The following is a 17,603-nucleotide window of genomic DNA, read 5'->3' on the forward strand; positions in this document are numbered from 1 at the left end:
GTGAGGCTTCGCCGGGCCGACGACTCCGAGCCCTCCCCCGAACAGTCCGTACCCGCGCGCCCCGCTCTGGAACCGGCGGGCGCGCTCTATGTCGATTCCGCGGACACCCTGATCCGCGGTCCTTGGACCCACCGGTTCATCGCCGCGAACGGCGCCCGCTTCCACGTCGCCGAGGCCGGTGAGGGTCCGCTCGTACTGCTGCTGCACGGCTTCCCGCAGTTCTGGTGGAGCTGGCGGCATCAGCTGACCGCTCTGGCCGACGCCGGATACCGCGCCGTGGCCATGGATCTGCGGGGTTACGGCGCATCGGACAAACCCCCACGCGGGTACGACACGATGACCTCGGCGACCGATGTGGCCGGAGTGATCAAGGCGTTGGGCGAGGTCGAGGCCGTGATCGTGGGGCAGGACTGGGGCGGCTGGCTGGCCTGGTCGATGCCCGGTCTGGCCCCGCAGCAGACGCGTGCCGTGGCCGCCCTGTCGATGGGTCATCCGCTGGTGATGCGCCGCGCGCTGACCCGTAACCCCCGGCAGCGCCGTGCCTGGCGACGAGTGCTCGAGTTCCAGATGCCGATGCGCCCCGAGCGCCGGCTGGCCCGGGAAGACCTGGTCGGCGATGTGCTGCGCGACTGGTCCGGACCGGGCGGGTTCCCCGACGAGGAGAGCCTGGACGTCTACCGCAGGGCCATCCGGGTGCCGTTCGTGGCACACAGCGCCATGGAGTACTTCCGCTGGGCCTTCCGGTCAGTGCCACGCCGCGACGGCCGCCGGTTCTCCACCTCGGTGAACGAGCCGATCACCGTGCCCACGCTCAGTCTGCACGGCGAGGAAGACCCGTTCGTGCTGCTGCCCAGCATTCTCGCCTCGCACCGCCAGGTGACCGGGCCCCTGAATTTCGAGCTGGTACCCGGGGCCGGGCACTTCCTGCCCGAAGAGGCACCCGAGCGAGTCACGCAAGCATTGCTGGAGTGGCTGAAGAGCTTGTGAGGGCTCCTCAGCCACCGACGAAGTTGCTCAGCCGCTGGCGCAGTTGCCGGTACTGACCCGCTTCGTCTGGGCCGCGCCGGTCTTGATCGCGTCGCGGGCCTCGTCCATCGTCAGGGCGTAGCCGGTGTCGGCGTCGTCGAGCGACTTGGCGAAGACCACGCCGACCACGTTGCCGGACGGGTCGAGCACCGGGCCGCCGGAGTTACCGGGACGCACGTTGACGTAGAGCGAGTAGACCTCGCGCACCGCGCCCTCGTTGCCGTAGATGTCTTCACCGCTGGCCCGGACGATCGAGCGGATCCGCGCCGGGGAGACCTTGAACGGCCCGTCGTTCGGGAAGCCGACCACCACCGCGTCGTCACCCCGCTCCAGGTCGCCGGTCATCGACAACGGTGCGACCCGCAGCCTCGGCACCGCCAGCACGGCCAGGTCGCGGATCGGGTCGAACGACACCACGCGCGCGGCGTAGACCGTGCCCTTGCCCCCGACCTGCACCCGCGGCTCTGCCACACCGGCCACCACGTGCGCATTGGTGACCACCCGCTGCGGGGCGATCACGGCGCCGCTGCCTTCCTGACCCCGGCCGCAGCTGTTGGCCTCACCGGTGATCTTCACGACCGCCCGGCGGGCCTTGGTCACGGCCTCGCTGTTCACCAGCGCCTGGTCAGGTGCCGTGACCGGGGTGATGTCTTCCGGCTCCACGCCCGCGAACACCCGCGGGAAGCTGCTGGAACCGACGACGTCGCGGAAGCGGTCGGCCACGCCGATGAGCTGGGTCGGCACCAGGTCGTCGATGTACCGGATCACCTTGGACCCGGCGACCGTGCGGGACAGCTGCTCGGACGGCCCACCACGCACGGCGCCGGCGACGAACCACAGCACCAGCGCCACGGCCAGCACCCCGGCGGCCGCGCCGATGATGTGGTCGGCGATCGCGACGGCACCGCCCTCGGGCACCGCCTGACGGATGCGACCACCGAGCAGGGCGCCGAGGAACTGGCCCGCCCAGGCGGTGAAGATGACCGCGAGCAGCGTGATGATCGAGCGCTGCGTGCCCGGGTCGAGGCCGGTGACCAGCTGCGGCACCACGAACATGGCCAATACTGCCCCGCCGACGAATCCGCCGAGCGACAGCACGCCCACGACCAGTCCCTGACGGAAGCCGGAGATGGCATAGCCGAGCATGATCAGCACCAGGATGATGTCGATCATGGAACTTCCACCTCGTCCGGCCCGGACGTGTCGTGCACGCTCAGGCCCTGTTGTTCGATGAGATCCCTGCGCAGTTCCTGACGCGCCGAAAGGCGAACCTGTTGCTCGGGAACCTGGACTATCCGGGTGCGGTCCCACGGTTCTTCGAGCCCGGCGAGGCCCAGCATCCAGCTCAGCACCGCACCGGTGAAGCCCCAGACGAAGAGCCCGGACGCCTCGAACCCGGGACCGGCCCGGCGGTCGCGGAAGTGCGTCACGAACCGGTTGGCCGGGTCGGTCAGCTCGGCCAGCGGCACCCGGACGACCCGTTCCACCTCGCCGGGGTCACCGGGCACGGGGGCGGAAGGGCGCTGCCACCAGCCGATGACCGGGGTGACGCGGAAGTTGGTGACGTTGAGGAAGAGCTCGGCGCACTCGGCCCGCACCAGCACCTCTCCCGGATCGACCCCGGCCTCTTCCTGGGCCTCGCGCAGGGCGGCCGCGGCCGGGCCGGCATCTCCCGGGTCGACGCGCCCGCCCGGGAAGGCGACCTGGCCGGCGTGCGAACGCAGCGTGGCCGCGCGCTGCGTGAGCAGCACGTCGGGGCCGTTCTCGCCCTGACCGAAGAGCACGAGCACCGCCGAGTGCCGGGCATCGGGCCCGGGCGGGGTCATAGTGCCCAGGGCCGGGTGGTGCCGGGGGTCGGCGACGGCTTCGGTGAGCCGGTCGAGCCAGGCCGGTGGAGAGGAGGTCACGCGGGGACCGAGGTGAAGGCCGAGTCGCGCAGCAGTTTGGCGGCCTTGACCGGGTCGGTCTCGCCGATGCCGAACGAGGGGCAGAGCGCGGAGACCGGGCAGGCACCACAGGCGGCCTTGGTCGCGTGGCAGGTACGGCGGCCGTGGAAGATCAGCCGGTGGGACAGCATCGTCCAGTCTTTCTTCGGGAAGAGCGCCGCGATCTCGGTCTCGACCTTGACCGGGTCTTCCGAGGCGGTCCAGCCGAAGCGGCGAGCCAGTCGGCCGAAGTGGGTGTCGACGGTGATGCCGGGCACCCCGAAGGCGTTGCCGAGCACGACGTTCGCGGTCTTACGGCCGACGCCGGGCAGCTTGACCAGCTGCTCGAGCTTCTTCGGCACCTCGCCGTCGTGCTCCTCGACCAGGCGTGCGCCGAGCTTCAGCAGCGAGTCGGTCTTGGCGCGGAAGAAGCCGAGGGGCCGGAGAATCTCTTCCATCTCGGCCCGGTCGGCACCGGCGTAGGCGGCCGCGGAGGGGTATTTCGCGAACAGTTCCGGGGTGGTGAGGTTGACCCGCTTGTCGGTGGTCTGCGCCGACAGGACGGTGGCGACCAGCAGCTCCAGCGGGCTGGAGAAGTCGAGCTCGCAGTGCGCGTCGGGATATCGCTCGGTCAGCAGGCGGTGGATCTTGCGTGCCCGCCGTGTCAGCGCGACCGGGCTCTCGACCTCGGCCTTCTGCCCGTTTCGCCGCCCATTGCCTACCGTCACGCGCTCAGCGTACGCGTCACCACCGACAATCCGGATCTCCGCGAGAGACGGCCGAAACGGCGCGGCCCGCGAGCGCTACTCGTCGGTCGGGGCATGCCACCCACTTGGTCGCTCAAGACATCGTCGCAGGTCGCCCCGCATAACCCGATCCGCCGAACGCCTGGCCCGACCGTGGTCCCCCGGGAGTGTGAGGGGACAGTGGCCCGCTCAAGCGCCCCGATGCCACCGACGAACACTCATGCGTAACGCCGGCCCAAGATCCGGGTCCGGTTCGAGCCGTACGCCGCGCCTCTGCGTTCTGCAGCCGGCCGGGGAGAGGAGAAGCGGTGGCCCTGGGCCTGACCGATCCACTCACCGCCCTGTCGTTCTCGGCCATGCCGGTCGACCAGCTCACCGACTACCACCGAGCTCTGGTGGCAGCCCAGCGGGACGTCGACCACTGGCGGCGGCTGATCCTCGCCCGGATCGACCTGGCCGTCGCCTCCGTCACCGATCTCGACGAGCTGCGGCCACCTCCCGGTCTTCACGGGACGATCTGCCACCCGCCCGCCGGGCTGCGCCGGCTCATCGGGATCGCGCCCACCGACGTCCACGCCGGTGAGGGGGGCATGCTGATTCGTCTGCGCGGAGCGCTGGACGAGCTGGCCCGTTACGAGAGGATGCTCGAGGCCGTCACCGGGGAGGCGGCGGGCATCCTGGCCTACCGGATCGGCGCGGTCGCCTGAGCCGTCCAGCCACCGTCCGGCCACCGCCCGGCGCCGGTTCCGGTCCGGCGCCGACTTTCGGGGTAGCCCCGATTCCACAGCTCAAAGCCCTTTCCGCCATGATGGAGTGCAAGCATCCGGGGTAGGCGTGAGCCTGCCCCCACCCGTGGCCCCATGGCCACGACGTGCATCATCGGCGCACTGTGGGTGACCGTTCATCGGCCCCTGGTGTCACCGGGACCCAGGGGTGCGGCAAACTGCGTGCGGGTGGGGCATGATGCCTCACTGATGAGGCCGTCGGAATCGGGCGGCGTGTGAGGAGGAACAGGTGGACGACGACGTCGTTCGTCAGGCGCCACTGTTCGCAGCGCTGGACGATGAAGCTGCCGCAGCATTGCGGGCCACGATGGCGCCCACCGACGTCGCCCGCGGCCAGGCGCTCTTCCATGAGGGAGACCCCGGCGACCGGCTGTACGTGATCGTCGAGGGCAAGGTGAAGCTGGGGCGTGCCTCCGGCGACGGCCGGGAGAACCTGCTGGCGGTCCTGGGCCCGGGCGAGATGTTCGGTGAACTCTCCCTCTTCGATCCTGGCCCGCGGAACGCGACCGCCACCGCGGTGGCGGACACGTCGCTGATCGGACTCGGCAACGACGACCTGGTGACCTGGCTGACCGGCCGCCCCGACGTGGCCCGGCAGTTGCTGCGGGCTCTGGCCCGGCGCCTGCGCCGGACCAACGAGAACCTCGCCGACCTGGTCTTCTCCGACGTTCCCGGTCGGGTGGCCAAGGCCCTGCTGGACCTGTCCGAGCGGTTCGGGCGGCCCACCGACGACGGCCTGCGGGTGGCCCACGACCTCACCCAGGAAGAGCTGGCCCAGCTGGTCGGCGCTTCCCGGGAGACCGTGAACAAGGCCCTCGCCGACTTCGCCTCCCGCGGCTGGCTGCGGCTCGAGGCCCGGGCCGTGGTGCTCATGGACGTGGAACGGATGCGGCGCCGCGCGCGCTGAGCATCTGCGACGCCTTCCGTCCGGCCCCCTCCCCGGTGGCCGGACGGCGTCCTCAATCAGTGGTGGTACCCCCCAGATAGGTGAGCTGCGCGCGGACACTGAGCTCGGCCGCCGGCCAGACCGAAGGGTCGACGTCGGCATAGACGACCTCAACCACCTCGCGCGGTGTGCGGGCCCCGGCATCCACCGCCGCCCGCACCTGTTCCAGACGTTGCCGGCGGTGCGCCAGATATCGGTCGACGACCAGCCCGGGCTGTTCCAGCACCGGGCCGTGGCCGGGCAGCAGGTACCGCAGTTCCGCGGAGCCGGAAAGATCCCTCAGCCGCTCCAGTGAGTTCAGGTAGGCGTCCAGCCGCCCGTCCGGGTGCGCGACCACCGTGGTGCCCCGGCCCAGGACCGTGTCGCCGGTGAGCAGTGAACCCGACCGCGGCAGCAGGAACGACAGCGAGTCGGCGGTGTGGCCCGGGGTGGCCACGACCTCCAGTCGCACACCCCCCGCCTCGACCACGTCACCCCCGGTCAGCCCTTCACCGCCGTAACGGTGGGCCGGATCGAGCGCGCGCACGGGAGCCCCGGTGAGCTGCGCGAAGTGCCGCCCGGCCGCGCTGTGATCGGCATGGCCGTGGGTCAGCAGGGTCTGCACGACCCGGGCCCCACGATCGGCCACGGCCTCCAGCACTGCCTGAAGGTGCCGCTCATCGTCCGGCCCCGGGTCTACCACCACCGCCTCGGTCGAACCGGGCGCGGAGAGGATCCAGGTGTTGGTGCCGTCCAGGGTCATCGGCCCGGGATTGCCGGCGAGGACGCAGAAGGCCTCCTCTCCCACTGCACCGCCGAACCACGGCACGTTGCCGGGAGCCGGTTCCGGCCCTGACGATGGATGTGGCCCGGTGACATCGTGCGGTGGGTTCGGCACGAAGAAAATGCTACGGGTGCCACGCAATGCACAGCAGAAGCACTAGGTGCGTAGTTGCGCAGGCTGCCGATATTCGGTGGAGCTCGGGTGAATGCCCATTTGGCTGAAGGCAGTACGGTGGTTACTGATAGCGATCAACTCTTTGACGGGGTGTCAACGAGCGTTGGACTACATCGCGGGCGGACGGCGCTCTGCTCGCCGACACGGGGATGACGATGGGGGCGCAGGACACTTTCACGATCGAGGAGCTGGCCACGGCGGCCGGTATGACACCGCGAAATGTGCGGGCCTACCGGACCAAGGGACTGCTCGCCCCACCGACTCGGGTGGGCCGGACGTCCCGTTACCAGGACTCCCACCTCCGCCGGCTGCGCGACATCCGGCAGCTACGGGACGCCGGGCTACCCCTCAAGATGATCATCGACGCCGCGGCCCGGGGTGAAGACCTGGGGCCCACGGGGGCACTCTGGCAGGCCGCCGGGCCGACCGCGGTCGAACGAGGAAGACGCCGTCTCGACGGTGATGACGACAACCCGGCACCCACGGGTGCATCGGTGCTGGTCGATCCCGAGGCGTACGACCTGATGCGCACCCTGCGCGAAGCCGGGGTACCGGCCTCGACGGTTCTGCGGGTAGCTCTCCGGGCCGCCTCCGCGGGGCGGCTGCTGGCCCAGGAACTCACCGACGTCTTGGACGAGGGCGGCGAGCCGATGGCGCGCACACCCCGGAAACCCGTGTCGAACGGGCCGGATTTCACTCCCGGGCCGGTCCCCGACCTGGTCGTGCTGGACGGTGAACCGCAGACCGCCTACGTCATCGATCTGGCGACGGCCATCACCCGGGGTGTTCTGGGCAGCAGCGGGCTGGCCCGCGGCTGATGTCCTGAAAGTGTCGTGAAAGTGCCGTGAAAGTCGGGGACGGCGCCGGAATCCGGCGCCGTCAGCCCGAACCCCCTCAGGAGTTGATAGCGAGCACCATTTCCACCTCGACCGGTGCCCCCAGCGGCAGCGCGACCACGCCGACAGCGCTGCGTGCGTGCTGCCCGACCGGGCCGAACACCTCGCCCAGGAACTCGCTGGCGCCGTTGATCACCAGCGGTTGACCGGTGAAACCGGGTTCGCTCGCGACGAATCCGACGACCTTGACGATCCTGCGAATCTGGTCCAGATCGCCGATCACCGACCGCACGGCGGCCAGCGCGTTGAGCGCGCAGACCCGGGCCAATCCGTTCGCCTCAGCCGGGCTGATCAGCCCCTCACCGCCACCGCTGCCCACCCGGCCCGTGAGTGGTAGAGCACCGTCCACCATCGGGAGCTGCCCCGACACGTATACCCGGTCACCGTCCAGCACCGCCGGCACATAGGCCGCCACCGGCGCAGCGACCTGGGGCAGCACGTACCCCAGCTCGGTGAGCCTCGCCTCGATCCGTCCAGTCATCGCCGTCACCTGTTCAGTCTCGGGGGCGCTTCAGGTAGGCGACAAGGTTTGTCTCGTTGGGCCCAGGCACCACCTGAACCAGCTCCCAGCCGTCTTCGCCCCATTGATCCAAGATCTGCTTGGTCGCATGAACGAGCAGAGGCACCGTCGCGTATTCCCACTTGACCATGCCCGTGAGCCTATCCATGAGGTGAGTGGGGGTGCAGCCCTGGTTCTGGTAGGCGATGCAGGATTGTCACCGGATCGACACGCCCCGACGGGCCCAACCGCTCATGTCACCCTGCGGTCGCGACCGCGGCTGTTTACGCTGGTGCCGTGGCATCGCAGGGTTTTCGCACCGACTCGGCCCGGCGACGTCCGGCCCGTTCGCTTCCCGCCGGGCAACGGGAGACCGACTGGCCCGGCGTCCGGCTCCATATCGTGACCGGCAAGGGCGGCACCGGGAAGACGACGGCTGCGGCCGCCCTCGCCCTCGCTCTCGCCTCCGGTGGGCACCGCACCCTGCTCGCCGAGGTGGAGGGACGGCAGAGCATCGCCCGGCTCTTCGACATGCCCCCACTGCCCTACGAGGAGACGAAGGTGGCGGCTGCCCCGGGCGGTGGCGAGCTCTACGGCCTGGCCGTCGACCCGAAGGCCGCGCTGCTGGACTACCTCGAGATGTTCTACCGGCTCGGCCGGGCCGGCCGGATGCTCGAGAAGATCGGTGCCGTCGACTTCGCCACCACGATCGCCCCGGGCGTTCGCGACGTCCTGCTGACCGGCAAGGTCTACGAAGCGGTCAGACGCCGGGAGACGATCCGGGAGGGCAGCGCGGAGGTGGAGCGTCCGGTCTACGACGCCGTGGTGATGGATGCCCCGCCGACCGGCCGGATCACCCGTTTCCTCAACGTCAACGAGGAGGTGGTCGGGCTGGCCAAGGTCGGTCCGATCCGCAACCAGGCGAACTCGATCATGACCCTGATGCGCTCGAACCTGACCGCGGTGCACCTGGTCAGCGTGCTGGAGGAGATGCCGGTGCAGGAAACGGCCGACGCGGTCGCCGAGCTCGAGCAGATCGGGCTGCCGGTGGGTGGGGTCTTCGTGAACATGGTGCGCGAGCCCTTCCTGGCACCGGAGGCGCTGGAGGCCGCCACCCACGGTGCGCTGGACCGCTCCGAGGTGCTGGCCGGGCTGGCCGCGGCCGGGCTGGGCCGGCGCTCCCGGGCCACCGGCAACGACACCTCGCACGCCGCCCTGGCGAGCGCCCTGCTGGACGAGGCAGCCGGTCACGGGGAACGGGTCGCGATGGAACACAACGAGCGCGGCGAGCTGCTCTCCCTCGGACGCCCCACCTACGAGCTGCCCGCCCTGGCCGGCGGCATCGACCTCGGCGCGCTCTACCAGCTGGCCGGGCTGCTCGGTGAGCAGGGAGCGGCATGACGCTCGACATCGACACCCTGCTGGACGACCCCGCCACCCGGATTCTGGTGTGCTGCGGTTCGGGCGGTGTCGGCAAGACCACGACCGCGGCGGCACTGGGCGTACGCGCGGCCGAGCGGGGTCGTCACGTGGTGGTGCTCACCATCGACCCCGCCCGGCGGCTGGCCCAGTCGCTGGGCCTGGCCGAACTCGACAACACCCCCCGGCCCGTGGCCGGGGTCGACACCTCGGCGGGCGGTGCGCTGCACGCGATGATGCTCGACATGAAACGCACCTTCGACGAGGTGATCGAGGGGCACGCGACCGCCGAGAAAGCCGCCCAGATTCTGGAGAATCCCTTCTACCAAGCACTCTCGAGTTCCTTCGCGGGCACTCAGGAGTACATGGCGATGGAGAAGCTGGGGCAGCTGCGGGCCCAGGCCGACGCCGGTGAGCACGACTGGGACCTGATCGTCGTGGACACCCCGCCGAGCCGGTCGGCTCTCGACTTCCTGGACGCGCCGCAGCGTCTCGGTTCGTTCCTGGACGGCCGTTTCATCCGTGTACTCAGCGCCCCGGCGAAGGCCGGCGGGCGGGCCTACTTCAAGGTCATGTCCGCGGCGATCGGCACGGCCACCGGCCTGATGACGAAGCTGCTCGGCGCCCAGGTGCTGAAAGACGTGCAGACCTTCGTAGCCGCGCTCGACACCATGTTCGGCGGCTTCCGCGAGCGCGCCGACGCCACCTACCGGCTGCTGCAGGCGCCGGGTACGGCGTTCCTGGTGGTCGCCGCGCCGGAGCGCGACGCGCTGCGCGAGGCCTCGTACTTCGTGGAGCGCCTGGAGGACGAGGGCATGCCCCTGGCCGGGCTGGTGCTCAACCGGGTGCACACGGGGCCCGCCGAGGGACTCTCCGCCGAACGCGCGCTGACAGCGGCGGAGGATCTGGACGATGCGGGTGAGCACGCGCTGACGGCCGGGCTGCTGCGTATCCACGCCGACCGGATGCGCCTGAGCGAACGGGAGAGGGCGGTGGCCAGCCGGTTCGTGCAGGCCCACCCCGCCGTCGAGGTGGCCCAGGTGCCCGCCCGCCCGCAGGATGTGCACGACCTGGACGGTCTGCGCGGAGTCGGCGCGGACCTGGCCCGGTCCGGGCAGCCGGCCTTCTCCCTCTGATCGGCCCGTTCGCAAAACCGGGGGCCCGGGCTGGATGTCCAGCCCGGGCCCCGGTTCAAACGTCTGCGGAGCTCTCAGCCGACCTTGACGGCGGCTTCTTCATTGAGCAGGTCGATGATCCGGACCTGCTGCGAACGAGCTGTCTCGAGCAGTCGACGCCATGACTGCACGTTCGGGCGACGGCGGAGCAGCGCTCGGCGCTCCCGCTCGGTCATCCCGCCCCACACCCCGAACTCGATCTTGTGATCCAGAGCATCCGAAAGGCACTCGGTCCTCACCGGGCATGACATGCACACCAACTTGGCCCTGTTCTGTGCCGCCCCCTGAACGAACAGTGCATCAGGGTCACTCTTCCGACAAGCGCCCTGAGTTGCCCACTGGTTCACCGTCACACTCATTTCCCTCGGCCCTCCCTGGACCCCCGTGGATCCACGCTCACCCCCGAGCCGAACCCCTCTAGCGATGACGGTAGGTGAGCATCTGCAACGCCAATAAGGACCGGATGGATGAAACGGCATCGGCCGAAGTGACGATGAGTTACTCTGCGCAATCGTTTCGCTACAGATAGTGCCGGATTGAGAGATCATCTTGCCCGTCTGGCGGTGCTTCTGAGTGACCACGTCTCCATTGACGCGGGCGGTCCGTCACAGCACATTGACCTGCGAACACTCAAAGCTCGCCGTCCAACTTGCCCTTCCCGGACATCTCTGCCCAGTGGATCGCTCCAGCCCGTAATTTCGTTACGCCACCCTTTTGGGTTCTTAAGGCAGGCATATCCAGACCACGTCGCCCGGCGCGCAAAGCTACCGTTGCGTCAGGAGAGAGTCACACAGAGCAAGGATCGATACATGGATGCGCTGTGGATTCAGTGCCCGTTCCGGGGGCCGACGGCACGCGAAACCCGCTGGGACAGCGCGTGAAGCCGGGCCGGGGTCGCTGACAACGGTCGGCCACCACCCGGACGACCAGGGAAAAGATCCTTTCCCGATCGCGAAGATCGCACAGCAGCTCGTATTAACCTACGAAGCATGTCGTCGGCACCTGCCCCCAGAAATGTCTTGGGCCTGCTTGGCGCCTTCGTGGTGACCAGTCTGGTGGCGGGGGTCCTCGCAGCCGGTCTGGCCGTGCCCGCGATCGGCGCGACAGGTCTGGCCTCCAAGAACGCGGTCGAGGCGTTCGATGCGCTGCCCAGTGAGCTCGCCAGCACCCAGGTGGCCGCCAACACCACGGTGCTCGCGTCCGACGGGTCGGTGATCGCGACGTTCTACGACGAGAACCGCGTGCCGGTCTCGCTCGACAAGATGTCGCCGTACCTGCAGAACGCCATCGTCGCGATCGAGGACGAGCGCTTCTACGAGCACGGCGGCGTCGACCCGCAGGGTCTGATCCGCGCCCTGGTGGTCAACGAGATCGCCGGCAGCGTCTCGCAGGGTGCCTCCACCCTGACCCAGCAGCTGGTCAAGAACATGCTCAAGGAGCAGGCGTACCTGGCGGGCGACACGGCGGCCTACGAGGCCGCCGAGGAGCAGACGAAGTCCCGCAAGATCAAGGAGATCCGGCTCGCCTCCGCCCTCGAGAAGAAGATGACCAAGAAGGAGATCCTCGCGGCGTACCTGAACATCGCCTGGTTCGGTGGTCAGGTGAACGGCGTCGAGGCGGCGTCCCGCTACTACTTCAACACCACGGCCGCGAAGCTGACCCTTCCGCAGGCCGCGATGCTGGCCGGCATGGTGCAGTCCCCGGTGCAGTTCAACCTGGCCGACAAGGACAAGCTGGCCGCGGCCAAGAACCGCCGCGACACCGTGCTGAACAAGATGTACTCGCAGGGCATGATCGACGAGGAGACCCGCGACAAGGCGATCAAGACCAAGCTGCGCACGAAGATCACCCCCACCTACCAGGGGTGCGCGAACGCCGGCACGAGCGCCTACTTCTGCGACTACGTCTACAACCTGATCACCAAGAGCAGCGACTTCAAGGCCCTGGGCAAGACCCAGAAGGCGCGCCAGGCGGCCCTCAAGCAGGGTGGCTACACGATCCGGACCACGCTCGACCCGAAGCTGCTCAAGGCCAGCTGGAAGGCCGTGAAGGAAGCCATCCCGCCGAACGACAGCAGTAACGTCGCGACGGCCGCGGTCACCGTCGAACCGGGCACCGGCAAGGTGCTCTCGATGATCCAGGACAAGTACTACAGCGTGGACAAGGGCCGGAAGAACACCACGATCAACTACTCCACCGACTACAAATACGGCGGCTCATCGGGCTTCCTCACCGGTTCGACGTTCAAGCCCGTGGTGCTGGCCACCTGGCTGAAGGCGGGCAAGTCGCTGAACGCGACGATCGACGGGTCGCCCGGCTCCATCGCCGAGAACTCGTTCAAGCGCTGCGGCTCGAGTCTCCAGTCCAGTGCGACCTGGAACTTCGTCAACTCCGGCGACGGTGGTGCCCGTGGCTCGCTGAGTGTCTGGGACGCGACGGCCAACTCCATCAACGGTGCCTACATCCGCATGGAACAGCAGCTCGACCTGTGCGACGTGGCCGACATGGCCAAGGCCGTGGGCATGCACCTGGCCGCGCCGGTCAAGGGTCAGTGCGGCAACGAGAAGGCGACGACGAAGATCCCGAACTGCTACCCCTCGGTGGTGCTGGGTATCGCCAACCAGTCCCCGCTGACCATGGCCAACGCCTACGCGACGTTCGCCGCGAGCGGTAAGTACTGCAAGCCGATCGTCGTCACCTCGATCAAGGACCGCAACGGCAAGTCGCTCAAGGTCCCGACCGCGGACTGCAAGCAGACCGTGGACGCCAAGGTCGCGAACACCGTGACGCTGGGTCTGAGCCGCGCGCTGACCAACGGCACAGCGGCCCGCACCGGCCCGCTCTCCAACGGTCAGCCGGCCTCCGGCAAGACCGGTACCACCAACGACTCGCAGGACACCTGGTTCCTGGGCTACACCCCGCAGCTGTCCACCGCGGTCTGGGTCGGCCCGGAGACCGTGAACGGCGAGCGCAAGACCATGCGGGGCGTCACCATCAACGGCACGTACTGGAACAGCGTCTACGGTGGCTCGATCGCCGCGCCGACCTGGAAGAAGATCATGGAGGCCGCGCTCGAGGGCAAACCGGTCAAGGAGTTCCCGGAGGCCGACTCCAGCCTGACCCGCACGCCGACCACGAACATCCCCAGCGTGGTCGGGAAGAGCCCGGACGACGCCCGCGGCATCCTCGAGGACGCCGGGTTCCAGGTCAGCCAGAGCGGCGACCTGGAGACGTCCGACCAGCCCGCCGGCACGGTGGCCCGGGTCGACCCGTCGGGCTCGGCCAGCACCGGCAGCACGATCACGATCTACCTCAGCGCCGGCCCGAACACCGGTGACACCGAGGACAACACGGACGCCGAGGACACGGTCGAAGCTCCCACCACGGGGACCACCGACCCCGGCACCGGGAACGACACCGGCGGCGGTGGCGGACAGGGCAACGGCCGGTGACGTAGACCGGCAGGAACGGCGAAGGCCGGGAACCCCCGGGGTTCCCGGCCTTCGATCGTCGGTAGGGTTTTTCAGGCCCCGAGCCGGCGCTTCACTTCGGCGGCCACCAGGCCACCGTCAGCCTTGCCGGCGGTGCGGGCCCGCACGGCCTTCATCACCAGGCCCATCGCGGCCCGGCCGGTCTTGCCCGCAGCCTCGGCAGACGCCACCTCCTCGGCAATGATGGCGGCCACATCGTCGTCGGAGAGCTGCTCGGGCAGGTAGTCGGCCAGCACCGCGAGCTCGGCCCGTTCTTTCTCGGCCAGCTCGGCGCGGCCGGCGTCGGTGTAGGCGGTGGCGGCCTCACGGCGCTTCTTCGCCTCACGGGCCAGCACGGCCGTGACCTCGTCGTCGGAGAGCTCACGGGCGACGGTGCCGGACACCTCCTCACCCTTGATCGCCGTCATGGCCATCCGGATGGTGCCGGAGCGGATGGCGTCACGGGCCTTCATCGACGTGGTGAGGTCGGAACGCAGGCGGGCCTTGAGGCCGGTCGGGGAGTCGGACATGAGGCCATCTTCGCACTCGGGCCGATTCGGTAGTACCGGATTTCGGTTCACCGTCATCGATCCTCCCGTTCCACCGAAAACGCCTGATTGAGGACGCGTATGAGCTCCCTCCCAGCGGCCCCCGGTTTACTTCCCCGTACCGCGCGACCCATTCAGGCAGACCTGCGAGGATGTCCGAATGCGCACATCCGTGAAGCTTCCCCTCGCCGTGCTGGCCGCCGGCGCCGCCGGGCTGGGCTGGTCCCTCGCCGAGGCACAGGCCTACACGCTGCGCCGTTTCAGCGTGCCGGTCCTGCCCGCGGGAAGCTCGCCGCTGCGCGTGCTCTGCCTGTCCGACCTGCACCTGGTGCCGAACCAGACCAAGAAGCTCGACTGGGTGCGGGGCCTGGCCGCCCTGGAGCCCGACCTGGTGGTCAGTACGGGTGACAACCTGGCCCACCTGGAGGCCGTGCCCGCGGTGCTGCGGGCCCACGAGCACCTGCTGAAGCTGCCCGGCGTGTTCGTGCTCGGGTCGAACGACTACTTCGCCCCGCGCCCCAAGAACCCGGCGCGCTACCTGCTGCCCTACGGCGGGAAGAAGCGCATCCACGGTGTGCGCCTGCCCACCCGCGAGCTGGTCGAGGGGTTCAGCGAGGGCGGCTGGATCGACCTGAACAACCGCCGCGAGCAGCTGAAGATCAACGACCTCCAGCTGGAGTTCGTCGGGGTGGACGACCCGCACATCAAGAAGGACCGCTACTCCGAGGTGGCCGGACAGGCCGACCCCACGGCCGCTCTCACCATCGGTGTGGCCCACGCGCCGTACCTACGGGTGCTCGACGCCATGACCGCGGACGGCGCGGGCCTGATCCTGGCCGGCCACACCCACGGCGGCCAGCTCTGCGTGCCCGGCTACGGCGCCCTGACCACCAACTGCGACCTGGACCGCCGCCGGGCCAAGGGCGTCTCCCGCTACCCCGGCAACGGCTCCGTCCCGACCGACGCCTGGATGCACGTCAGCGCCGGCCTGGGCACCTCCCCGTACACCCCGGTCCGCTTCGCCTGCCGCCCCGAGGCCACGCTCCTGACCCTCACAGCCGCCGCCTGACGTGTGTTCCGTCTCGTTCTGAGGCCGGAACGGGTATGCATTTCAGACTTCGGCATCTCGTCGGGTAAGGTTGCAACCGCTCCACCGGGGTGTGGCGCAGCTTGGTAGCGCGCTTCGTTCGGGACGAAGAGGCCGCAGGTTCAAATCCTGTCACCCCGACAGCAAGACCGCCGGTCAACCACTCGTTGGTTGACCGGCGGTTGTGGTTTGCGGGCCGACCGAAGGTTCTGGGGAGAAATCTGGGAGAAGCCGACCCGGCCGCACCTCCACGGCCATTCTGTCGGTGGCCCCTGCCAGGATTCCCGTATGGATCCTCTGAAGCTGATCGAGACCAGCCCCGGCAACTTCTCCCTGATCATGAATGCGGGTGACACGCCCGCCGATGTGGTGGTCGGAGAGTCGGGTCACGAGCCGAACGGCTACTTCTGGGACGGCATGGCCAAGTGGCTGGTGCGCACCCAGGTGCCGGAGGTGGAGGGCCGGGTGAAGTTCGACCCCGAGGCCGGCATGTTCTGCGCCTACGGCCCGGACCGCGAGGCACTGGCAGTGCTCGGCACGGCTCTGGCCGCGGTCGTCAACGCGCCCGACCAGTTGCCCGCCCTGATCGCGAAGGGTGAGGCCGAAGGCGTCGACTTCGACGACTGACGAGACTGCTGGCAGGACTACCGCCAAGGCTGAGGGCGAGACCGGTGGACTGACTACTCGTTGGACTGGGACTCGGCCGGCTGTGGGACTCAGCCGCGGGACTCGGCCATGGGACTCAGCCGCGGGACTCGGCCATGAGACTCAGCCATGGGACGTGGCCGCACGATTCAGCCATGAGACGTGGCCATGGGGTGAGGGGGCCTGACCGATAGGGCCGAGATCCTCGTACTCCGTGCCCGGACGCCCCGGAATGGAGCTGGCGATACGCATCGCCGTTGCAACGATGCAACGCGAATCCGCATCACCAGCCCACCGGAAGGACCCTCGTCCATGCGCCGCCCCGCAAGACCTGCCACCCTCACCCCACTGCGTCCGGCTCGGCGCCTGCCCCGGGTGGGCAGCCGAATCGCCGCGATCCTGGTGATGGGTGCGCTGGTGACCTCGGGCTGCTCCACCAGCTCGTCCGGGGCCGCCGGGGCCGACCCCACGGCGTCGACCGAGCTCAAGGCCGAGGGGGTCGGTGCTCCCGACTCCTCGTCCGACGCGTCCAGCTCGACGGCAGCTCCCCTGTACGTGGACGGGGAGGTCCGCAGCGGCGACAACGACCTGGGTGACGAGGGCAGCTCCGCGGTCCTCGACTACTGGACCGACGAGCAGATGGCCGAGGCGATCCCGGCCGAGGTGCCGGAGACCGACGAGGAGGTCCGCGCCGAGATCGAGAACCGTGAGGCGCTCGAGAAGGACGGCCCCGAGGTCGTCTCCGACCCGGTCGAGGGCACCGACACCACGTCCGACCGGAAGGCCACCGACGTCACCAACTTCTCCCGCACCAACGGGAAGGTGTTCTACCGCAACGCCACCGACGGGAAGAACTACGTCTGCTCCGGCTCCGCGGTGAACAGTGCGTCGCAGCGGCTGGTCGCCACCGCGGCGCACTGCGTGCACGGCGGACCGGGCGGCGCCTGGCACCAGAACTGGATCTTCGTGCCTGGTTACGACAACGGAGACCGCCCGTACGGCTCGTTCCAGGGGGCCGGCTTCCGCACGTTCAACAACTGGATCGACTTCGGCCCGACCGCCCAGGGTTTCGCCTCGGACGTCGCCTTCGTCACGACGTTCGACAACGCCGACGGCAAGACGGTCGTGGACACGGTCGGCGGCCACGGCCTGACCACCGGCGGCAGCACCTTCGCCTACGACGTGAACGTTTTCGGCTACCCCGCCAACATCGACGACGGCCAGAACATGATGGCTTGCTGGGGACAGTCGAGCATGACCGCGATCGATCAGGAACCCTTCTCCGGCATTTCCGGCTGTGGCTTCGGCGGCGGCGCGTCGGGCGGTCCGTGGCTGACGGGCTACGACGACGCCACCGGCCTGGGCAAGCTCAAGTCGGTCAGCTCCTGGGTTCCCATGAACAGCGTCGAGACCATCAACGGCCCGTTCTTCGGCACCTCGGTACGCACCCTGTTCGAACTGGCCGACACTGACTGGGGGTCGTGGGGCTGACGGGAGCC

At 69.2% G+C, this 17,603-nt stretch carries 18 protein-coding genes and 1 tRNA gene; 11 read left to right on the top strand and 8 right to left on the bottom strand.

Annotation, left to right across the window (positions count from 1 at the left end; translation table 11 throughout):
• Window positions 1–987: an alpha/beta fold hydrolase gene (locus tag QSK05_RS33960; RefSeq protein WP_285601520.1), complete on the top strand. Its 987-nt coding sequence runs from the start codon at window positions 1–3 to the stop codon at window positions 985–987.
• A gap of 27 nt (window positions 988–1,014) precedes the next feature.
• On the opposite strand, the gene QSK05_RS33965 is transcribed toward QSK05_RS33960, so the two are convergent.
• The 3 genes from QSK05_RS33965 to nth are packed head-to-tail and all read right to left on the bottom strand — an operon-like array spanning window position 1,015 to window position 3,679.
• On the bottom strand, window positions 1,015–2,199 hold the full coding sequence (locus QSK05_RS33965; RefSeq protein WP_285601521.1) for a MarP family serine protease: 1,185 nt from the start codon (window positions 2,197–2,199) through the stop codon (window positions 1,015–1,017).
• Window positions 2,196–2,933: an NUDIX hydrolase gene (locus QSK05_RS33970; RefSeq protein ID WP_285601522.1), complete on the bottom strand. Its 738-nt coding sequence runs from the start codon at window positions 2,931–2,933 to the stop codon at window positions 2,196–2,198. Before QSK05_RS33970 ends, QSK05_RS33965 begins: the two co-directional genes overlap by 4 nt.
• Window positions 2,930–3,679 (bottom strand): endonuclease III, encoded by a 750-nt coding sequence (gene nth / locus QSK05_RS33975; protein WP_285601523.1) that lies wholly within the window; start codon window positions 3,677–3,679, stop codon window positions 2,930–2,932. Before nth ends, QSK05_RS33970 begins: the two co-directional genes overlap by 4 nt.
• A gap of 326 nt (window positions 3,680–4,005) precedes the next feature.
• Between nth and QSK05_RS33980 the strand changes: the two genes are divergently transcribed.
• Together QSK05_RS33980 and QSK05_RS33985 are read left to right on the top strand one after the other, a co-directional pair.
• Window positions 4,006–4,404: a hypothetical protein gene (locus tag QSK05_RS33980; RefSeq protein ID WP_285601524.1), complete on the top strand. Its 399-nt coding sequence runs from the start codon at window positions 4,006–4,008 to the stop codon at window positions 4,402–4,404.
• A 307-nt stretch (window positions 4,405–4,711) separates the two neighbouring features.
• On the top strand, window positions 4,712–5,389 hold the full coding sequence (locus QSK05_RS33985; protein ID WP_285601525.1) for a Crp/Fnr family transcriptional regulator: 678 nt from the start codon (window positions 4,712–4,714) through the stop codon (window positions 5,387–5,389).
• A gap of 52 nt (window positions 5,390–5,441) precedes the next feature.
• Here the strand turns inward: QSK05_RS33985 and QSK05_RS33990 are convergent, their stop codons facing one another.
• The gene (locus QSK05_RS33990) at window positions 5,442–6,305 is read right to left on the bottom strand and encodes an MBL fold metallo-hydrolase (RefSeq protein ID WP_285601526.1); all 864 of its coding nucleotides are present in this window, start codon (window positions 6,303–6,305) and stop codon (window positions 5,442–5,444) included.
• Between the two features lie 215 nt (window positions 6,306–6,520).
• On the opposite strand from QSK05_RS33990, the gene QSK05_RS33995 reads away from it, so the two are divergent.
• A complete protein-coding gene (locus QSK05_RS33995) occupies window positions 6,521–7,183 on the top strand; it encodes a MerR family transcriptional regulator (RefSeq protein ID WP_285601527.1) in 663 nt (220 codons plus the stop codon).
• 76 nt (window positions 7,184–7,259) lie between these two features.
• Here QSK05_RS33995 and QSK05_RS34000 read toward each other — a convergent pair whose 3' ends face one another.
• Together QSK05_RS34000 and sp36 are read right to left on the bottom strand one after the other, a co-directional pair.
• On the bottom strand, window positions 7,260–7,742 hold the full coding sequence (locus QSK05_RS34000; protein WP_285601528.1) for a RidA family protein: 483 nt from the start codon (window positions 7,740–7,742) through the stop codon (window positions 7,260–7,262).
• Window positions 7,743–7,755: 13 nt separating this feature from the next.
• A complete protein-coding gene (gene sp36, locus QSK05_RS34005) occupies window positions 7,756–7,911 on the bottom strand; it encodes a Sp36 family protein (RefSeq protein WP_285601529.1) in 156 nt (51 codons plus the stop codon).
• A gap of 146 nt (window positions 7,912–8,057) precedes the next feature.
• On the opposite strand from sp36, the gene bagA reads away from it, so the two are divergent.
• Both bagA and bagB read left to right on the top strand, forming a co-directional pair.
• Window positions 8,058–9,161: an ATPase BagA gene (gene bagA, locus QSK05_RS34010; protein ID WP_285601530.1), complete on the top strand. Its 1,104-nt coding sequence runs from the start codon at window positions 8,058–8,060 to the stop codon at window positions 9,159–9,161.
• Complete coding sequence (bagB, locus tag QSK05_RS34015) at window positions 9,158–10,315, top strand: ATPase BagB (protein WP_285601531.1); 1,158 nt, start codon at window positions 9,158–9,160, stop codon at window positions 10,313–10,315. Before bagA ends, bagB begins: the two co-directional genes overlap by 4 nt.
• Window positions 10,316–10,389: 74 nt before the next feature.
• On the opposite strand, the gene QSK05_RS34020 is transcribed toward bagB, so the two are convergent.
• Window positions 10,390–10,713 carry a WhiB family transcriptional regulator gene (locus tag QSK05_RS34020; RefSeq protein ID WP_232810328.1) on the bottom strand — a complete coding sequence of 108 codons (324 nt, stop codon included), beginning with the start codon at window positions 10,711–10,713 and terminating at the stop codon, window positions 10,390–10,392.
• Window positions 10,714–11,343: 630 nt separating this feature from the next.
• On the opposite strand from QSK05_RS34020, the gene QSK05_RS34025 reads away from it, so the two are divergent.
• Window positions 11,344–13,806: a penicillin-binding protein gene (locus QSK05_RS34025; RefSeq protein WP_285601532.1), complete on the top strand. Its 2,463-nt coding sequence runs from the start codon at window positions 11,344–11,346 to the stop codon at window positions 13,804–13,806.
• 71 nt (window positions 13,807–13,877) lie between these two features.
• Here the strand turns inward: QSK05_RS34025 and QSK05_RS34030 are convergent, their stop codons facing one another.
• On the bottom strand, window positions 13,878–14,354 hold the full coding sequence (locus tag QSK05_RS34030) for a GatB/YqeY domain-containing protein (RefSeq protein WP_285601533.1): 477 nt from the start codon (window positions 14,352–14,354) through the stop codon (window positions 13,878–13,880).
• A 178-nt stretch (window positions 14,355–14,532) separates the two neighbouring features.
• On the opposite strand from QSK05_RS34030, the gene QSK05_RS34035 reads away from it, so the two are divergent.
• The 4 genes from QSK05_RS34035 to QSK05_RS34050 all read left to right on the top strand — a co-directional run bounded on the left by QSK05_RS34035 (window position 14,533) and on the right by QSK05_RS34050 (window position 17,595).
• Window positions 14,533–15,441, top strand: a complete 909-nt coding sequence (locus QSK05_RS34035; RefSeq protein ID WP_285601534.1) for a metallophosphoesterase — start codon at window positions 14,533–14,535, stop codon at window positions 15,439–15,441.
• 85 nt (window positions 15,442–15,526) lie between these two features.
• Window positions 15,527–15,600: transfer RNA gene (locus tag QSK05_RS34040), tRNA-Pro, on the top strand.
• Between the two features lie 147 nt (window positions 15,601–15,747).
• Window positions 15,748–16,086 carry an Imm51 family immunity protein gene (locus QSK05_RS34045; RefSeq protein WP_285601535.1) on the top strand — a complete coding sequence of 113 codons (339 nt, stop codon included), beginning with the start codon at window positions 15,748–15,750 and terminating at the stop codon, window positions 16,084–16,086.
• A gap of 330 nt (window positions 16,087–16,416) precedes the next feature.
• Window positions 16,417–17,595, top strand: coding sequence for a trypsin-like serine peptidase (locus tag QSK05_RS34050; RefSeq protein ID WP_285601536.1), 1,179 nt, complete (start codon window positions 16,417–16,419; stop codon window positions 17,593–17,595).
• The last annotated feature ends 8 nt before the right edge of the window (window positions 17,596–17,603 follow it).

Source organism: Kineosporia sp. NBRC 101731 (assembly GCF_030269305.1).
In the GTDB taxonomy this organism is placed as follows: Bacteria; Actinomycetota; Actinomycetes; order Actinomycetales; family Kineosporiaceae; genus Kineosporia.